Annotated in this window: 15 protein-coding genes and 1 pseudogene; 12 read left to right on the top strand and 4 right to left on the bottom strand. The window is 68.7% G+C overall.

The annotated features are described in order from the left end of the window. Nucleotides 1-29 precede the first annotated feature (29 nt). The 4 genes from HMPREF2886_RS12785 to HMPREF2886_RS12770 all read right to left on the bottom strand — a co-directional run bounded on the left by HMPREF2886_RS12785 (nucleotide 30) and on the right by HMPREF2886_RS12770 (nucleotide 2,529). Nucleotides 30-350 carry a YfiM family lipoprotein gene (locus tag HMPREF2886_RS12785; RefSeq protein WP_058018282.1) on the bottom strand — a complete coding sequence of 107 codons (321 nt, stop codon included), beginning with the start codon at nucleotides 348-350 and terminating at the stop codon, nucleotides 30-32. Nucleotides 351-391: 41 nt separating this feature from the next. Next, nucleotides 392-1,117: a ComF family protein gene (locus HMPREF2886_RS12780; protein ID WP_070747472.1), complete on the bottom strand. Its 726-nt coding sequence runs from the start codon at nucleotides 1,115-1,117 to the stop codon at nucleotides 392-394. Nucleotides 1,118-1,255: 138 nt separating this feature from the next. Next, nucleotides 1,256-1,549 (bottom strand): hypothetical protein, encoded by a 294-nt coding sequence (locus HMPREF2886_RS12775; RefSeq protein ID WP_033971433.1) that lies wholly within the window; start codon nucleotides 1,547-1,549, stop codon nucleotides 1,256-1,258. Nucleotides 1,550-1,602: 53 nt separating this feature from the next. Further along, the gene (locus HMPREF2886_RS12770) at nucleotides 1,603-2,529 is read right to left on the bottom strand and encodes a LysR family transcriptional regulator (protein ID WP_003118849.1); all 927 of its coding nucleotides are present in this window, start codon (nucleotides 2,527-2,529) and stop codon (nucleotides 1,603-1,605) included. A 117-nt stretch (nucleotides 2,530-2,646) separates the two neighbouring features. Between HMPREF2886_RS12770 and HMPREF2886_RS12765 the strand changes: the two genes are divergently transcribed. The 12 genes and pseudogenes from HMPREF2886_RS12765 to HMPREF2886_RS12710 all read left to right on the top strand — a co-directional run. Next, entirely contained in the window at nucleotides 2,647-3,405 is a 759-nt protein-coding gene (locus HMPREF2886_RS12765; RefSeq protein ID WP_033971435.1) for a 5-oxoprolinase subunit PxpA, read from the top strand. Between the two features lie 76 nt (nucleotides 3,406-3,481). Beyond that, on the top strand, nucleotides 3,482-3,730 hold the full coding sequence (locus HMPREF2886_RS12760) for an acetyl-CoA carboxylase (RefSeq protein WP_003084813.1): 249 nt from the start codon (nucleotides 3,482-3,484) through the stop codon (nucleotides 3,728-3,730). A gap of 10 nt (nucleotides 3,731-3,740) precedes the next feature. Continuing rightward, nucleotides 3,741-5,117, top strand: coding sequence for an acetyl-CoA carboxylase biotin carboxylase subunit (locus tag HMPREF2886_RS12755; RefSeq protein ID WP_033971437.1), 1,377 nt, complete (start codon nucleotides 3,741-3,743; stop codon nucleotides 5,115-5,117). Between the two features lies 1 nt (nucleotide 5,118). Beyond that, a complete protein-coding gene (locus tag HMPREF2886_RS12750; RefSeq protein WP_033971439.1) occupies nucleotides 5,119-5,997 on the top strand; it encodes a 5-oxoprolinase subunit B family protein in 879 nt (292 codons plus the stop codon). Further along, nucleotides 5,987-6,964, top strand: a complete 978-nt coding sequence (locus HMPREF2886_RS12745; RefSeq protein ID WP_033978027.1) for a 5-oxoprolinase subunit C family protein — start codon at nucleotides 5,987-5,989, stop codon at nucleotides 6,962-6,964. Before HMPREF2886_RS12750 ends, HMPREF2886_RS12745 begins: the two co-directional genes overlap by 11 nt. Before the next feature lie 190 nt (nucleotides 6,965-7,154). Next, a complete protein-coding gene (bioB, locus tag HMPREF2886_RS12740) occupies nucleotides 7,155-8,213 on the top strand; it encodes a biotin synthase BioB (RefSeq protein WP_033971443.1) in 1,059 nt (352 codons plus the stop codon). A 105-nt stretch (nucleotides 8,214-8,318) separates the two neighbouring features. Further along, entirely contained in the window at nucleotides 8,319-9,524 is a 1,206-nt protein-coding gene (bioF, locus tag HMPREF2886_RS12735; RefSeq protein WP_033978026.1) for an 8-amino-7-oxononanoate synthase, read from the top strand. Further along, complete coding sequence (locus tag HMPREF2886_RS12730; RefSeq protein WP_003111239.1) at nucleotides 9,517-10,239, top strand: alpha/beta fold hydrolase; 723 nt, start codon at nucleotides 9,517-9,519, stop codon at nucleotides 10,237-10,239. The genes bioF and HMPREF2886_RS12730 overlap by 8 nt, the downstream gene beginning before the upstream one ends. Further along, the gene (gene bioC, locus HMPREF2886_RS12725) at nucleotides 10,232-11,056 is read left to right on the top strand and encodes a malonyl-ACP O-methyltransferase BioC (protein ID WP_033971449.1); all 825 of its coding nucleotides are present in this window, start codon (nucleotides 10,232-10,234) and stop codon (nucleotides 11,054-11,056) included. The genes HMPREF2886_RS12730 and bioC overlap by 8 nt, the downstream gene beginning before the upstream one ends. 3 nt (nucleotides 11,057-11,059) lie before the next feature. Further along, nucleotides 11,060-11,746 carry a dethiobiotin synthase gene (gene bioD, locus HMPREF2886_RS12720; protein WP_033971451.1) on the top strand — a complete coding sequence of 229 codons (687 nt, stop codon included), beginning with the start codon at nucleotides 11,060-11,062 and terminating at the stop codon, nucleotides 11,744-11,746. A gap of 108 nt (nucleotides 11,747-11,854) precedes the next feature. Then, nucleotides 11,855-12,085 (top strand): hypothetical protein, encoded by a 231-nt coding sequence (locus tag HMPREF2886_RS12715; RefSeq protein ID WP_003103338.1) that lies wholly within the window; start codon nucleotides 11,855-11,857, stop codon nucleotides 12,083-12,085. A 339-nt stretch (nucleotides 12,086-12,424) separates the two neighbouring features. After that, nucleotides 12,425-12,932, top strand: a pseudogene (locus HMPREF2886_RS12710) (phenylacyl-CoA dehydrogenase); the annotation flags it as partial.

The following is a 12,932-nucleotide window of genomic DNA, read 5'->3' as shown; positions in this document are numbered from 1 at the left end:
CCAACAGCCATGGGCAAAACGCAAGGGCGTCACTCGGCGGCCTGGTAGAGACCGTAGCCGGCGGCGGCGCCGGCCAGGTCCCAGGCGAGGTCCTTCCAGCTCCAGCCGCTGCCGGCGGAGCGGCTGTCGCAGAGCTCCTTGCCGATGCCGAAGGCGAGCGAGAAGCTCAGGCCGAAGCGTGCCTGGCGAGCGCCGCGCAGGCCTCGGTCGTGGGCCATCTGCATGCCCGCCGCGGCAAGGGCCGCGGAACTGGCGAAATGCAGGGCCTTGTCTTCGCCCAGCCAGTCGTCTTCGGCGAAATGGCTGCAACCGCCGAGCGACAGGCAGGCCGCGACCAGCAGTGCACGCATGGATCCTCTCCCGTATCGGTTGCGCGGCAGTTTAGCCCAGCTCAGCCGGGCTTCGGCGTGCGCGCCAGGCAGTAGACGTCGACCCGCGCGGCGCCCGCCCGGCACAACAGGCGGGAAAGGCGCTCGGCGGTGGCTCCGGTGGTGAGCACATCGTCCACCAGTGCCAGGTGCAGCCCGCGAACATCGCGGGCGGGCGCCAGGGCGAAGGCGTGGCGCAGGTTGCGCCGCCGCACCGTCGCGTCCAGCCCCTGCTGGGCCGGAGTATCCAGCACTCGCCGCAGGCTGTGCGGATCGCAGCGCAGGTCCAGCTCGCCAGCCAGTCGCTCGGCGAGCTGTTGCGCCTGGTTGAAGCCGCGACGACGTTCGCGCCGTGGCGCCAGCGGGACCGGCAGCAGGCGTGCCGGGCGTGGCAGGCCTTCGGCGTAGCGTTGCCGCAGGTATTCCGCCAGCAGCTCGCCGAGCAGCCGCCCCAACGGCCAGGCCGTCTGGTGCTTGAAGCGGTTGATCAGGCTGTCGAGCGGAAAGGCGTAGCGCCAGGGCGCTATCGCCTGTTCATAGGCCGGCGGGCGGCGCAGGCACTCGCCGCACACCTGGCCGTCCAGCGGCAGGGGCAGGGCGCAGCGCCGGCACTGCTGGCGCGACCATGGCAGGTCGGCGGCACAGGCGCGGCACAGCGGGCGGGGCGGCTGGTCGCTGCGGGCGGCGCAGAGCAGGCAGGCCGGCGGCGGCAAAAGCCAGTGTGTGAGAGGACGAAGCGGGAACGACATGGCGGGATTTCCTGGCGGATGTCGCACCATGCAACCGCAGGCGCGCGGCGCCGACCAGCGGTTGCCAGCGGGTTCGGAACTCGCCTGTGGATAACCGAAACGATCCTTCGCTCCTTGCGGAAACGGCCGACGCGTGGATCAGTGGATGAGCCAGCTCATGACGATCAGGCCGAGCACCGTCCAGACCACCCCGCCGACTATCGAGCGGCGCATGAAGGCGCGTATGCCGCTGTAGAGCAGCAACAGGCCGAGCACCAGGAAGACGAAGCTGAACAGCGATGCGTCCATGCCGATGGCCCTGGCCAGGCCGTGGAGGAAGTCGTCCATGGCGCCCCAGATGCCGCCCAGCAGGCCGGAGAGCAGGTCCACCACGAAGCGGATCGCCCTGCCCAGCATCTCGCCCAGTCCGTCGAAAAAGCCTTCTGTACCCATGAGTGTCCTGTCCTGAGTGTTCCCAGCGTTGGATCAGAGATTAGCCGCCGGGTTCAGCGCCGGCTGCTGCTTTGCTGCGGAGCGAGGAACGACTGGCGGAAGTATTCGCGGAACGCGCGCATCCCGGCGCTCGCCTCGGTGTCGCGGCGCCAGGCCAGGCCGACGCTCATCGACGGCACCGGGTCGACCAGCGATAGCGTCTCGATGCGTTTGCCTTCCAGCGACCAGGGCCGGTACACCAGGTCGGAGAGGATGGCCACGCCGGAGCCGTTGGCGACCATGCTGCGCACCGCTTCCACCGAACTGGTATGGAGGATCACCTGTGGCCGGTGTCCGCTCTGTTGCCAGTAGCGCAGCGCGCTCTGCCCGGCCTCGTCGACGGTGAGCATGATGTAGGGCTCGCCGGCCACGTCGGCAAGGCCCAGGTCGGCCTTCTCGCCCAGCGGATGGCGGCTGGGCAGCCACAACCGGCGCTCGGAGTTGAACAGGGTTTCGGCGGCGATCCCGGGCTCGGTGAGATTGCCGGTGAGCAGCACGGCGATGTCGTAGCGACCATCGAGGAGGCCGCGCTCGATGCTGGCGCGCTCGTCCTCGAACAGTTGCAGCTCCAGTTCCGGGTACCACTGCGCCAGGCGTTGCAGGTGGTGGGGGAGGAAATAGCCCATCACGGTATAGCTGGCGGCGACCTTGAGGGTGCCTTCGACCCGGGTGTCCGGTTGCGGGCTGTTGAGCGCGTCGTCGACGCTGCGCTGGATCGAATAGGCATGGTTGAGGAAGTGCCGGCCGCTGTCGGTCAGGTTCATGCCCTGGGCCGTGCGGGTGAACAGGGCGACGCCGAGCATGCCCTCCAGTTCCTGGATCGCGCTGGTCACCGCCGACTGCGAGATGTTCAGGTGGATGGCGGCCTGGGATATCTGGCCGAACTCGGCGGTGGCGATGAAGTAGCGAACCTGGCGGAGGGTCAGGGCCATGGGGAGCATCCGGAGGAGGTATCTGTTTTTCAGAAACCAGTCTATCGAATAATAAATCTACCCAATACCTTTTCCGGCTTTTACCGTGGCTCCATCCAACAACAAGACAGATGAGGCCAGCGGGCAATGACTGAAGTCGACCTCAATTCCGACATGGGCGAAGGCTTCGGCCCATGGACCATCGGCGATGGCGTGGACGCGGCGATCATGCCGCTGATCAGCAGCGCCAACATCGCCACCGGTTTCCACGCCGGCGACCCGAGCAGCATGCGCCGCACCGTGGAGATGGCCGCCGAGTATGGCGTGGCCATCGGCGCCCATCCGGGCTTCCGCGACCTGGTCGGCTTCGGTCGCCGGCACATTGCCGCGCCGGCCATCGAACTGGTCAACGACATGCTCTACCAGCTTGGCGCACTGCGCGAATTCGCCCGGCTGCAGGGCCTGTCGCTGCAACACGTCAAGCCCCACGGCGCGCTCTACATGCACCTGGCGCGGGACGAGGTCGCCGCGCGCCTGTTCGTCGAGACCCTGCAACGCCTGGAACCGGAACTGCTGCTCTATTGCATGCCCGGTTCGGCCACCTGGCGCATCGGCCGGGAACTGGGCCAGCCGCTGGTGCGCGAGTTCTACGCCGACCGCGACTACGACCGCAGCGGCTCCATCGTCTTCACCCGGCGGGTCGCCGCCCTCGATCCGCAGCAGGTCGCCGACAAGGTCCTGCGCGCCTGCCGCGAGGGCAAGGTGCGCACTGTCGAGGGCGAGGACCTCGACATCGCCTTCGACTCGGTGTGCATCCACAGCGATACCCCCGGTGCCCTGGAGCTGGTCGCCAGCACCCGTGCGCGCCTGGAGGGTGCCGGCATCCGCATCAAGGCGCCGCGTTGAGCGCCGCTCGCCTCGGCGAGCCTCGCGACAAGCTTTTCTGCCATTTCCTACAACGTTCGAATAATGAGGATTCGTCATGGCCGAACATAACGTGCAGTCCCCCCTGCCCGGCACCTTCTATCGCAAGGCCAGCCCCGACGCGCCGCCCTACGCGGAGGTCGGGCAGGCGGTCGAGGCCGGCAGCGTGATCGGGCTGATCGAGGTGATGAAGCAGTTTTCCGAAGTGCAGGCCGGGCAGGCCGGCATACTCCAGGCGTTCCACGTGGAAGATGGCGAGGCCATCGAGCCGGGCCAGGTGCTGGCGGTGATCGCCAGCGCTACCTGAGGAGGACGCCATGCACAAGCGACTGAACAAGCTGCTGGTGGCCAATCGCGGCGAGATCGCCGTGCGCATCATCCGCGCCGCGCAGGCGCTGGGCATTCCCACGGTAGCGGTGTGCAGCGAGGCGGATCGCGATTCGCTGGCCGCGCGGCTGGCCGATGAGGTACGCCTGATCGGCCCTGCGCGGGCCGACCGGAGCTACCTGGATAGCGAGGCGATTCTCGTGGCGGCGCGGGAAACCGGTGCCGACTCGATCCATCCCGGCTACGGTTTCCTCTCCGAGAACCCCGCCTTCGCCGAAGCGGTGCAGGCGGCCGGCCTGGTCTTCGTCGGTCCGGATGCGCAAACCATCCGCCGCATGGGCGACAAGGCCGAGGCGCGGCGTACCGCGATGGCCGCCGGGGTGCCGGTGGTGCCGGGCTCGCCCGGCGAGCTGGACGACCTCGACGCGGCGCTGGCCTGCGCCGAAGAGGTCGGCTATCCGCTGCTGGTCAAGGCCTCCGCCGGCGGCGGCGGACGTGGCATCCGTATCGCCCACGACGCCGACGAACTGCGTCGGGAATTCCCCATCGCCCAGCGCGAGGCGCAGGCCGCCTTCGGTTCTCCGGCGGTGTACCTGGAGCGCTTCATCCGCCAGGCGCGGCACATCGAGGTGCAGATCCTCGGCGATGGCGAGCGCGCGGTGCATCTGTTCGAGCGCGAATGCTCGCTGCAGCGGCGGCGCCAGAAGGTCTTCGAGGAGGCTCCTTCGGCGGCTCTGGACGGCGCGCAGCGCCAGGCCCTCTGCGAGAGCGCGGTGCGCCTGGCGCAGAGTCTCGGCTATCGTGGCGCGGGCACTCTGGAATACCTGTTCGACGCGCACAGCGGCGAGTTCTTCTTCATCGAGATGAACACCCGTATCCAGGTCGAGCATCCGGTCAGCGAGATGGTCACCGGCATCGACCTGGTCCAGGCCATGCTGCGCATCGCCGCCGGCGAGGCGCTGCCCTGGCTCCAGGAGGAGATTCGCCTGAACGGCGCGGCGCTGGAGATGCGGATCAACGCCGAAGACCCGGCGCGCAATTTCTTCCCCAGCCCCGGCACCGTGGAGCGCCTGGAATGGCCGCAGGGCGAGGGCGTGCGAGTGGACAGTCACCTGTATCCCGGCTACCGGGTGCCGCCGTACTACGATTCGTTGCTGGCCAAGCTGATCGTCCATGGTCGCGACCGCGACGAAGCGTTCGCCCGCGCGCGCCAGGCACTGGAGCGCACCGTGCTGGCCGGCATGGCCACCACCCTGCCGCTGCACCGCTGGCTGCTCGCCGATGCGCGGGTACAGGCCGCGCAGTTCGATACCGGTACCCTGGAAACCTGGCTCGCCGAGCGGGCCGCCGCCGCGCAGGAGGTTTGAGATGCACGCCAACATCCGCTACAGCTTCGGCGGCGATGAGCACCTGTTCGCCGAGGTCGCCGAGTCCATGTCGCTGGAAGCCTTCTTCCGTGGCATGGCGATCACTCGCGCCATCGAGGCCCTGCAATTGCCCGGGGTGCTCGACGTATGCCTGGCCAACGCCTCGTTCCAGGTCCGCTTCGACCCTGACCGGCTGGCCCCGCAGGCGCTGCTGGAGACGGTGCGCGGTCTGGAAGCCGAGGCGGTCGCCGCGCGCAGCATCGAGACGCGTATCGTCGAAGTGCCGGTGTTGTACAACGATCCCTGGACCCACGAGACCCTGATGCGATTCCGCGACCGTCACCAGGACCCGGACTCCACCGACCTCGAGTACGCCGCGCGGATCAACGGCTACGCCGACGTGCAGGCGTTCATCCGGGCGCACAGCGGCACGCCGTGGTTCGTCTCGATGGTCGGTTTCGTCGCCGGCCTGCCGTTCATGTACCAGATGGTCGAGCGCGAGCGGCAGTTGCAGGTGCCCAAGTACCTGCGTCCGCGCATCGACACGCCGAAGCTGACCCTCGGCCACGGCGGTTGCTTCGGCTGCATCTATTCGGTGCGCGGTGCCGGCGGCTACCAGATGTTCGGCGTGACTCCGGCGCCGATCTTCGATCCCCGCCAGGGCCTGGCCTATCTCGAGGAGTCGATGGTGTTCTTCCGCGCTGGCGACATCGTCCAGTTCCGCCCCATCGAGCGGACCGAATACGAACGCATGGCGGCCGAAGTCGAAGCGGGCACATTCGACCTGCGCATCCGCCCGGTGAGTTTCGATCTCGACGCGTTCCTCGCCGATCCGCGAGGCTGCACGCAACGTCTGCAGGAGGTGCTGTATGTCGATTAAGGTGCTCAAGCCCGGCCTCGCCAGCTCGGTGCAGGATGGTGGGCGGGAAGGTTATTACCACCTGGGCATCCCGCCCTCCGGCGCGCTCGACCAGTACGCGCTGCGCGTGGCCAACCGCCTGGTGGGCAATCCCGCCGAGGCGGCGGTGCTGGAGTTCGCCCTGATGGGGCCGCAGCTGGAATTCCAGCACGATGCCCTGGTGGCGATCAGCGGCGCGCGCATGCAGCCGCGCCTGGATGGCCAGGAGATGCCGCTGGACGCCTCGTTCCGCGTGTGTGCCGGCCAGGTCCTGGAGTTCGGCTATCCGTTGGCCGGCGCGCGTGGCTACCTGGCGGTGGCGGGTGGCATCGACGTGCCGCCGGTGCTCGGCAGCCGTTCCACCTACGGCCTGGGCGGCATTGGCGGTTGCCAGGGACGGCGCCTGCAAGCCGGCGACCTACTGCCGCTGGGCACGCCGTCGGCGCAGGCGCGCGAAGGCCTGGCGCTACCGCCGTCGCTGGGGATGGCGCTGGAGAAGGAGGTGACCCTGCGCGTGGTCCCGGGCCTGTATCACCATCGGCTCAGTGCCGAGGCCGCCGAGCGCTTCTTTGCCGACACCTGGACGGTGGGCTCGGAGGCCGACCGTACCGGCTATCGCTTCAAGGGCGGCCAGCCGCTGGTCTTCGCGCCGCGCGAGCAGCCGTTCGGCGCCGGTTCGGACCCATCGAACATCGTCGACGCCTGCTATCCGATCGGCTCGATCCAGGTGCCGGGCGGGCTGGAACCCATCGTCCTGCACCGCGACGCGGTGTCCGGCGGCGGCTACGCGATGATCGGCACGGTGATCAGCGCCGACCTCGACCTGATCGGCCAGTTGCAGCCGAACAACAAGGCGCGTTTCGTCGCCATCACCCTGGAGCAGGCGCTGCAGGCGCGCGCGCAATATCGCCAGCGCCTGCGGCGGCTGGAGCTGCTGGGGCAGGGCTAGGAGGAAGGCCCGGCGGAAACGCCGGGCCTTTTTGATTGTATTGATAATGATCAGTTGTCGACCTGTGACTTTGTCACGGTTGACAGCGACTCATGCTTACTTATCATGCCTCGAAAGCCTGAATCGCCATGCCCGTGCCATGGCGTCACCGAATAACGAGGCGCCACCAAGCGTCGAAGGAATCTCCCCCATGAGCGCATCCGCAGCCGTCGCCACCCGTCACGACTGGTCCCTCGCCGAAGTCCGTGCCCTGTTCGAGCAGCCGTTCAACGACCTGCTGTTCCAGGCGCAGACGGTGCATCGTGCGTACTTCGACCCGAACCGCGTGCAGGTCTCGACGCTGCTGTCGATCAAGACCGGCGCCTGTCCCGAGGACTGCAAGTACTGCCCGCAGTCCGGCCACTACAACACCGGCCTGGACAAGGAAAAGCTGATGGAGGTACAGAAGGTCCTCGAGGCGGCGGCCGAGGCCAAGGCCATCGGTTCGACCCGCTTCTGCATGGGCGCTGCCTGGAAGCACCCGTCGGCCAAGGACATGCCCTACGTCCTGGAGATGGTCAAGGGCGTGAAGAAGCTCGGCCTGGAGACCTGCATGACCCTCGGCCGCCTGACCCAGGAACAGACCCAGGCGCTGGCGGACGCCGGCCTCGACTACTACAACCACAACCTGGATACCTCGCCGGAGTTCTACGGCAACATCATCACCACCCGGACCTACAGCGAGCGCCTGCAGACCCTGGCCTACGTGCGCGAGGCGGGGATGAAGATCTGCTCCGGCGGCATCCTCGGCATGGGCGAGTCGGTGGACGACCGCGCCGGCCTGCTGATCCAGCTGGCCAACCTGCCGGAGCACCCCGAGTCGGTGCCGATCAACATGCTGGTGAAGGTCAAGGGCACGCCGCTGGCGGAAGAGAAGGACGTCGATCCCTTCGACTTCATCCGCACCCTGGCGGTGGCCCGGATCATGATGCCGAAGTCCCACGTGCGCCTGTCCGCCGGCCGCGAGCAGATGAACGAGCAGATGCAGGCGCTGGCCTTCATGGCCGGGGCCAACTCGATCTTCTACGGCGAAAAGCTGCTGACCACGAAGAACCCGCAGGCCGAAAAGGACATGCGGTTGTTCGCCCGTCTCGGCATCAAGCCGGAAGAGCGCGAAGAGCACGCCGACGAAGTGCACCAGGCCGCCATCGAGCAGGCGTTGGTGGAACAACGCGAATCGAAGCTGTTCTATAACGCCGCTTCCGCCTGACCATACGGGAAGGGAGGGCGCCGCCGTCCCTTCGTTGCAGCCGCTGATGTCGGCCCTGCGTGGACGGGTGCGCCTGCGTCCGTCCAGCAACACGAGCGACCTGCCATGTCCTTCGATCTCGCTTCCCGCCTCGCCAGCCGGCGCGCGGACGACCTCTACCGCCAGCGGCCGCTGCTGGAGTCGGCCCAAGGCCCGGACGTCGTGGTCGACGGCCAGCCGCTGCTGGCCTTCTGTTCCAACGACTACCTCGGCCTGGCCAACCATCCCGAGGTGATCGCCGCGCTGCGCGCCGGCGCCGAGCGCTGGGGGGTGGGCGGTGGCGCCTCGCACCTGGTGGTCGGCCACAGCGGTCCGCACCACGAACTGGAGCTGGCTCTCGCCGAATTCACCGGGCGGCCGCGCGCGCTGCTGTTCTCCACCGGCTACATGGCCAACCTCGGCGCGGTGACCGCGCTGGTCGGCAAGGGCGACACGGTGCTGGAGGACCGCCTCAACCACGCTTCGCTGCTGGATGCCGGATTGCTCTCCGGCGCGCGTTTCTCGCGTTACCTGCACAACGACCCGGCAAGCCTCGCCGCGCGCCTGGACAAGGCCGAGGGCAATACCCTGGTGGTCACCGACGGGGTTTTCAGCATGGACGGCAATCTCGCCGACCTGCCGGCCCTGGCCGCCGTCGCGCAGGCCCGCGGCGCCTGGCTGATGGTCGACGACGCGCATGGCTTCGGCCCGCTGGGCGCCAGCGGCGGCGGGATCGTCGAACACTTCGGCCTCGGCCAGGAGCAGGTGCCGGTGCTGATCGGCACCCTCGGCAAGGGGTTCGGTACCGCCGGCGCCTTCGTAGCCGGCAGCGAGGAACTGATCGAGACCCTGATCCAGTACGCCCGGCCCTACATCTACACCACCAGCCAACCGCCAGCGGTGGCCTGCGCTACCCTGAAGAGCCTCGAGCTGCTGCGCCGTGAAAGCTGGCGGCGGCAGCACCTGGCGGCGCTGATCGCCCGTTTCCGCCATGGCGCCGAGGCGCTCGGCCTGACCCTGATGGACAGCTTCACGCCGATCCAGCCGATCCTGGTCGGCGGCAGCCGCCAGGCCGTGGCCCTGGCCGGCATGCTTCGAGCCCGTGGCATCATGGTCGGCGCGATCCGCCCGCCAACCGTGCCGGCCAACAGCGCGCGGCTGCGCGTCACGCTGTCCGCCTCGCACAGCGAAGCGCAGGTCGACCGCTTGCTCGAAGCCCTGGGCGAAAGCTGGCATCAGCTGTCGTCTAGCCTTCTGGCAGAGATCGAAGCCGAGGAGGGAGACGATGCGTGACCACCTGATCCTGTTGCCGGGCTGGGGCCTGGGCAGCGCGCCGCTGGAACCGCTGCGCGACGCGCTGCACGAACGCGAGCCGCACCTGAACGTGTTGATCGAGCCGCTGCCGTCGCTGGACGACGCCGCCGACTGGCTCGACGAACTCGACGACAACCTGCCGCGCGATAGCTGGCTGGCCGGCTGGTCGCTGGGAGGCATGCTCGCCGGCGAACTGGCGGCGCGCCGCGGCGACGATTGCCGGGGACTGCTGACCCTGGCCAGCAATCCGTGCTTCCGTGTGCGCGAGGACTGGCCGAACGCGATGCCGGCGGAAACCTTCGAGGACTTCTTCGAGGCTTTCCTGCTCGAGCCGCACCTGACCCGCAAGCGTTTCACCCTGCTGGTCAGCCAGGGTGCGCGCGACCCTCGGACCCTGGCGCGGCAACTGCAGGTGGCGCTGCCGCAGCTGGAGCGCGAGGCGCTGGTCGCCGGCCTGCAGTTGCTCGGCCAACTGGATACCCGGGCCGCCCTGGAAAACTTCCGCGGGCCGCAATTGCACCTGTTCGCCGAAGCCGATGCGCTGGTGCCGGTGGCCGCCGCCGAGGCCCTGCTCGAGTGGCTGCCGGACGTCGAGGTCTCGACCCTGGCGGCCAGCCACGGCCTGCCGCTGGAATGCCCGGACGAGGTGGCCGGCGCAATCCTGAGATTCCTTCGCGAGGGTGACGATGCCTGACGATTCCGCGCCGCTGCTGGCGCCCCATGGCGTTGCCGCGCTGCCCGACAAGCGCCAGGTCGCCGCGTCGTTTTCCCGCGCGGCGGCCAGCTACGACGCGGTCGCCGAACTCCAGCGCGGCGTCGGCGAGAGCCTGCTGTCGGCATTGCCGGAAGGCTTCTCGCCGCGCCGCTGGGTCGATCTCGGCTGCGGCACCGGTCATTTCAGCCGGGCCCTGGAACGACGCTTCGGTGCGGCCGAGGGCCTGGCCGTGGACATCGCCGAAGGCATGCTGCGGCATGCCCGCGCGCGCGGCGGCGCCAGCCATTTCATCGGCGGCGACGCCGAGAGGCTGCCGTTGCGCGACGGCAGTTGCGACCTGCTGTTCTCCAGCCTGGCCATCCAGTGGTGCGCCGACCTCCCGGCGGTCCTGGCCGAGGCGCGGCGGGTCCTGCGGCCGGGCGGCGTGCTGGCGTTCAGCAGCCTGTGCCTCGGTACCCTGGGCGAGTTGCGTGACAGTTGGCGGGTGGTGGACGGTTTCGTCCACGTCAATCGCTTCCGCGCCTTCGCCGACTACCTGCAACACGCGGCCGGCAGCGGCCTGCTGCCGCTGACCCTGCGCCACGAGGACCGGCTCCTGCATTTCCCCGACCTGCGCAGCCTGACCCACGAACTCAAGGCGCTGGGCGCGCACAACCTCAACCCCGGGCGGCCCGACGGCCTGACCGGGCGCCAGCGCATCCGCGCGCTGGTCGCCGCCTACGAGCGTTTCCGCCAGCCCGAGGGGCTGCCCGCTACCTACCGCGTCGTCTTCGGCGTGCTGCGCAAGGATTCCTGAACCATGCCGGCGTTCTTCGTCACCGGTACCGACACCGAGATCGGCAAGACCACCATCGCCGCCGGCCTGCTCCACGCGGCCCGGAGTGCCGGCCTGAGCACCGCCGCGGCGAAGCCGGTGGCCTCCGGCTGCGAGCCTACGGCGCAAGGCCTGCGCAATGGCGACGCGCTGGCGTTGCTCGGTCAGTGCTCGTTGGCGCTGGCCTACGAGCAGGTCAACCCGCTGGCCTTCGCGCCGGCCATCGCCCCGCACCTGGCGGCGCGCGAGGCTGGCGTCGAACTGAGCGCCGCACGCTTGCACGAGGCGGTGCGCGAGGTGCTGGCGCTACAGGCCGATTTCACCCTGGTGGAGGGCGCCGGCGGTTGGCGCGTGCCGTTGCAGGGCCGCGAGAACCTGTCCGACCTGGCGCGCCTGCTGGCGCTGCCGGTGGTGCTGGTGGTCGGCGTGCGCCTGGGCTGTATCAACCATGCGCTGCTCAGCGCCGAGGCGATCCTGGGCGACGGCCTGGCGCTGGCCGGCTGGGTGGCCAACCTCGTCGACCCGGCTACCTCGCGCCTGGAGGAGAACCTGGCGACCCTCGCCGAACGCCTGCCGGCGCCCTGCCTGGGTCGGGTACCGCGCCTGGAGGAAGCCACTCCCGCGGCCGTGGCCGCGCACCTCGACCTGCGGCCCCTGGGCATCGGGCTATAAACAGCGGGCCGTCGATAACCAACGGGCGGTACCCAGCGCCGGCCAAGTCTGCTTGAATAGAAGCCACTTGCTATCGCAGTGACGCGTGCGCGTCCCCAGGAGTAGAGGGTGGAAATTTCCGGCAACGCTTTCGTCAGTGGCCTCAACGCAGTGCAGTCGGGCAGCGCCCGCGTCGCCCAGGCCGGCAGCGAGATCGCCCGCAACACCGTGGAGGCCCGTTCGCCCCAGGCCGAGCAGATGGTCGAGCTGACCCGCGGCAAGCTCGAGGCGCAGAGCGGCGCCCGGGTCATCGAGGTAGCCGACGAGACCCTCGGTACCCTGATCGATACCCACGCCTGACTCCCTGGCGGCCGGCAGCGGTCGCCCCCAACTCTTTCTTTCCGACTGTCACCCGGCGGCCCCTGAAGCCTGCCGGGCGCTTCGCCATGGGCTTTACTGAGAGAGACGAAAGCGCTTTGGATGGTCGTTGCAGCCAGTGATTTCGGGCATGACCGACCGGTCGGTTCGGATGCTTGACAAGGGGTTGGCGTAAACGTATGTTTCAAACGCCTGTTTGAGAGTCGGGACGCATGAGTGCGTCCGGCAAGGCGACCGGGAGCGATCCCGCACTGCGACCGCAGACTCTGGACATCCGTCCGGTCGCCGATTAACCAGAACCCTTCGTAGAGGTTGACTGCTATGCCTGATTACAAGGCCCCCTTGCGTGATATCCGTTTCGTTCGCGACGAGCTGCTGGGCTACGAAGCGCACTACCAGAGCCTGCCGGGCGCCGAAGACGCGACTCCCGACATGGTCAACGCCATCCTCGAGGAAGGTGCGAAGTTCTGCGAACAGGTGATCGCTCCGCTGAACCGCGTCGGCGACCTGGAAGGCTGCACCTGGAGCGCCGACGGCGTGAAGACGCCGACCGGCTTCAAGGAGGCCTACCAGCAGTTCGTCGAAGGCGGCTGGCCGAGCCTGGCCCATGACGTCGAGCACGGCGGCCAGGGGCTGCCGGAATCCCTCGGCCTGGCCATCAGCGAGATGGTCGGCCAGGCCAACTGGTCCTGGGGCATGTACCCGGGCCTGTCCCACGGCGCCATGAACACCCTGCATGCCCACGGCACCGCCGAGCAGCAGGCGACCTACCTGACCAAGCTGGTCTCCGGCGAGTGGACCGGCACCATGTGCCTGACCGAGCCGCACT

It is taken from the genome of Pseudomonas sp. HMSC066A08 (genome assembly GCF_001813025.1).
Lineage (GTDB): Bacteria > Pseudomonadota > Gammaproteobacteria > Pseudomonadales > Pseudomonadaceae > Pseudomonas > Pseudomonas aeruginosa.
This window is presented reverse-complemented; position numbering and strand designations above follow the sequence as displayed.

What these genes read in the sequence shown, in the direction of transcription:
- HMPREF2886_RS12785 (WP_058018282.1), bottom strand. Translation starts at nt 350, where the DNA reads ATGCGTGCACTGCTGGTCGCGGCCTGCCTGTCGCTCGGCGGTTGCAGC.
- HMPREF2886_RS12780 (WP_070747472.1), bottom strand. Translation starts at nt 1,117, where the DNA reads ATGTCGTTCCCGCTTCGTCCTCTCACACACTGGCTTTTGCCGCCGCCG.
- HMPREF2886_RS12775 (WP_033971433.1), bottom strand. Translation starts at nt 1,549, where the DNA reads ATGGGTACAGAAGGCTTTTTCGACGGACTGGGCGAGATGCTGGGCAGG.
- HMPREF2886_RS12770 (WP_003118849.1), bottom strand. Translation starts at nt 2,529, where the DNA reads ATGCTCCCCATGGCCCTGACCCTCCGCCAGGTTCGCTACTTCATCGCC.
- HMPREF2886_RS12765 (WP_033971435.1), top strand. Translation starts at nt 2,647, where the DNA reads ATGACTGAAGTCGACCTCAATTCCGACATGGGCGAAGGCTTCGGCCCA.
- HMPREF2886_RS12760 (WP_003084813.1), top strand. Translation starts at nt 3,482, where the DNA reads ATGGCCGAACATAACGTGCAGTCCCCCCTGCCCGGCACCTTCTATCGC.
- HMPREF2886_RS12755 (WP_033971437.1), top strand. Translation starts at nt 3,741, where the DNA reads ATGCACAAGCGACTGAACAAGCTGCTGGTGGCCAATCGCGGCGAGATC.
- HMPREF2886_RS12750 (WP_033971439.1), top strand. Translation starts at nt 5,119, where the DNA reads ATGCACGCCAACATCCGCTACAGCTTCGGCGGCGATGAGCACCTGTTC.
- HMPREF2886_RS12745 (WP_033978027.1), top strand. Translation starts at nt 5,987, where the DNA reads ATGTCGATTAAGGTGCTCAAGCCCGGCCTCGCCAGCTCGGTGCAGGAT.
- bioB (WP_033971443.1), top strand. Translation starts at nt 7,155, where the DNA reads ATGAGCGCATCCGCAGCCGTCGCCACCCGTCACGACTGGTCCCTCGCC.
- bioF (WP_033978026.1), top strand. Translation starts at nt 8,319, where the DNA reads ATGTCCTTCGATCTCGCTTCCCGCCTCGCCAGCCGGCGCGCGGACGAC.
- HMPREF2886_RS12730 (WP_003111239.1), top strand. Translation starts at nt 9,517, where the DNA reads ATGCGTGACCACCTGATCCTGTTGCCGGGCTGGGGCCTGGGCAGCGCG.
- bioC (WP_033971449.1), top strand. Translation starts at nt 10,232, where the DNA reads ATGCCTGACGATTCCGCGCCGCTGCTGGCGCCCCATGGCGTTGCCGCG.
- bioD (WP_033971451.1), top strand. Translation starts at nt 11,060, where the DNA reads ATGCCGGCGTTCTTCGTCACCGGTACCGACACCGAGATCGGCAAGACC.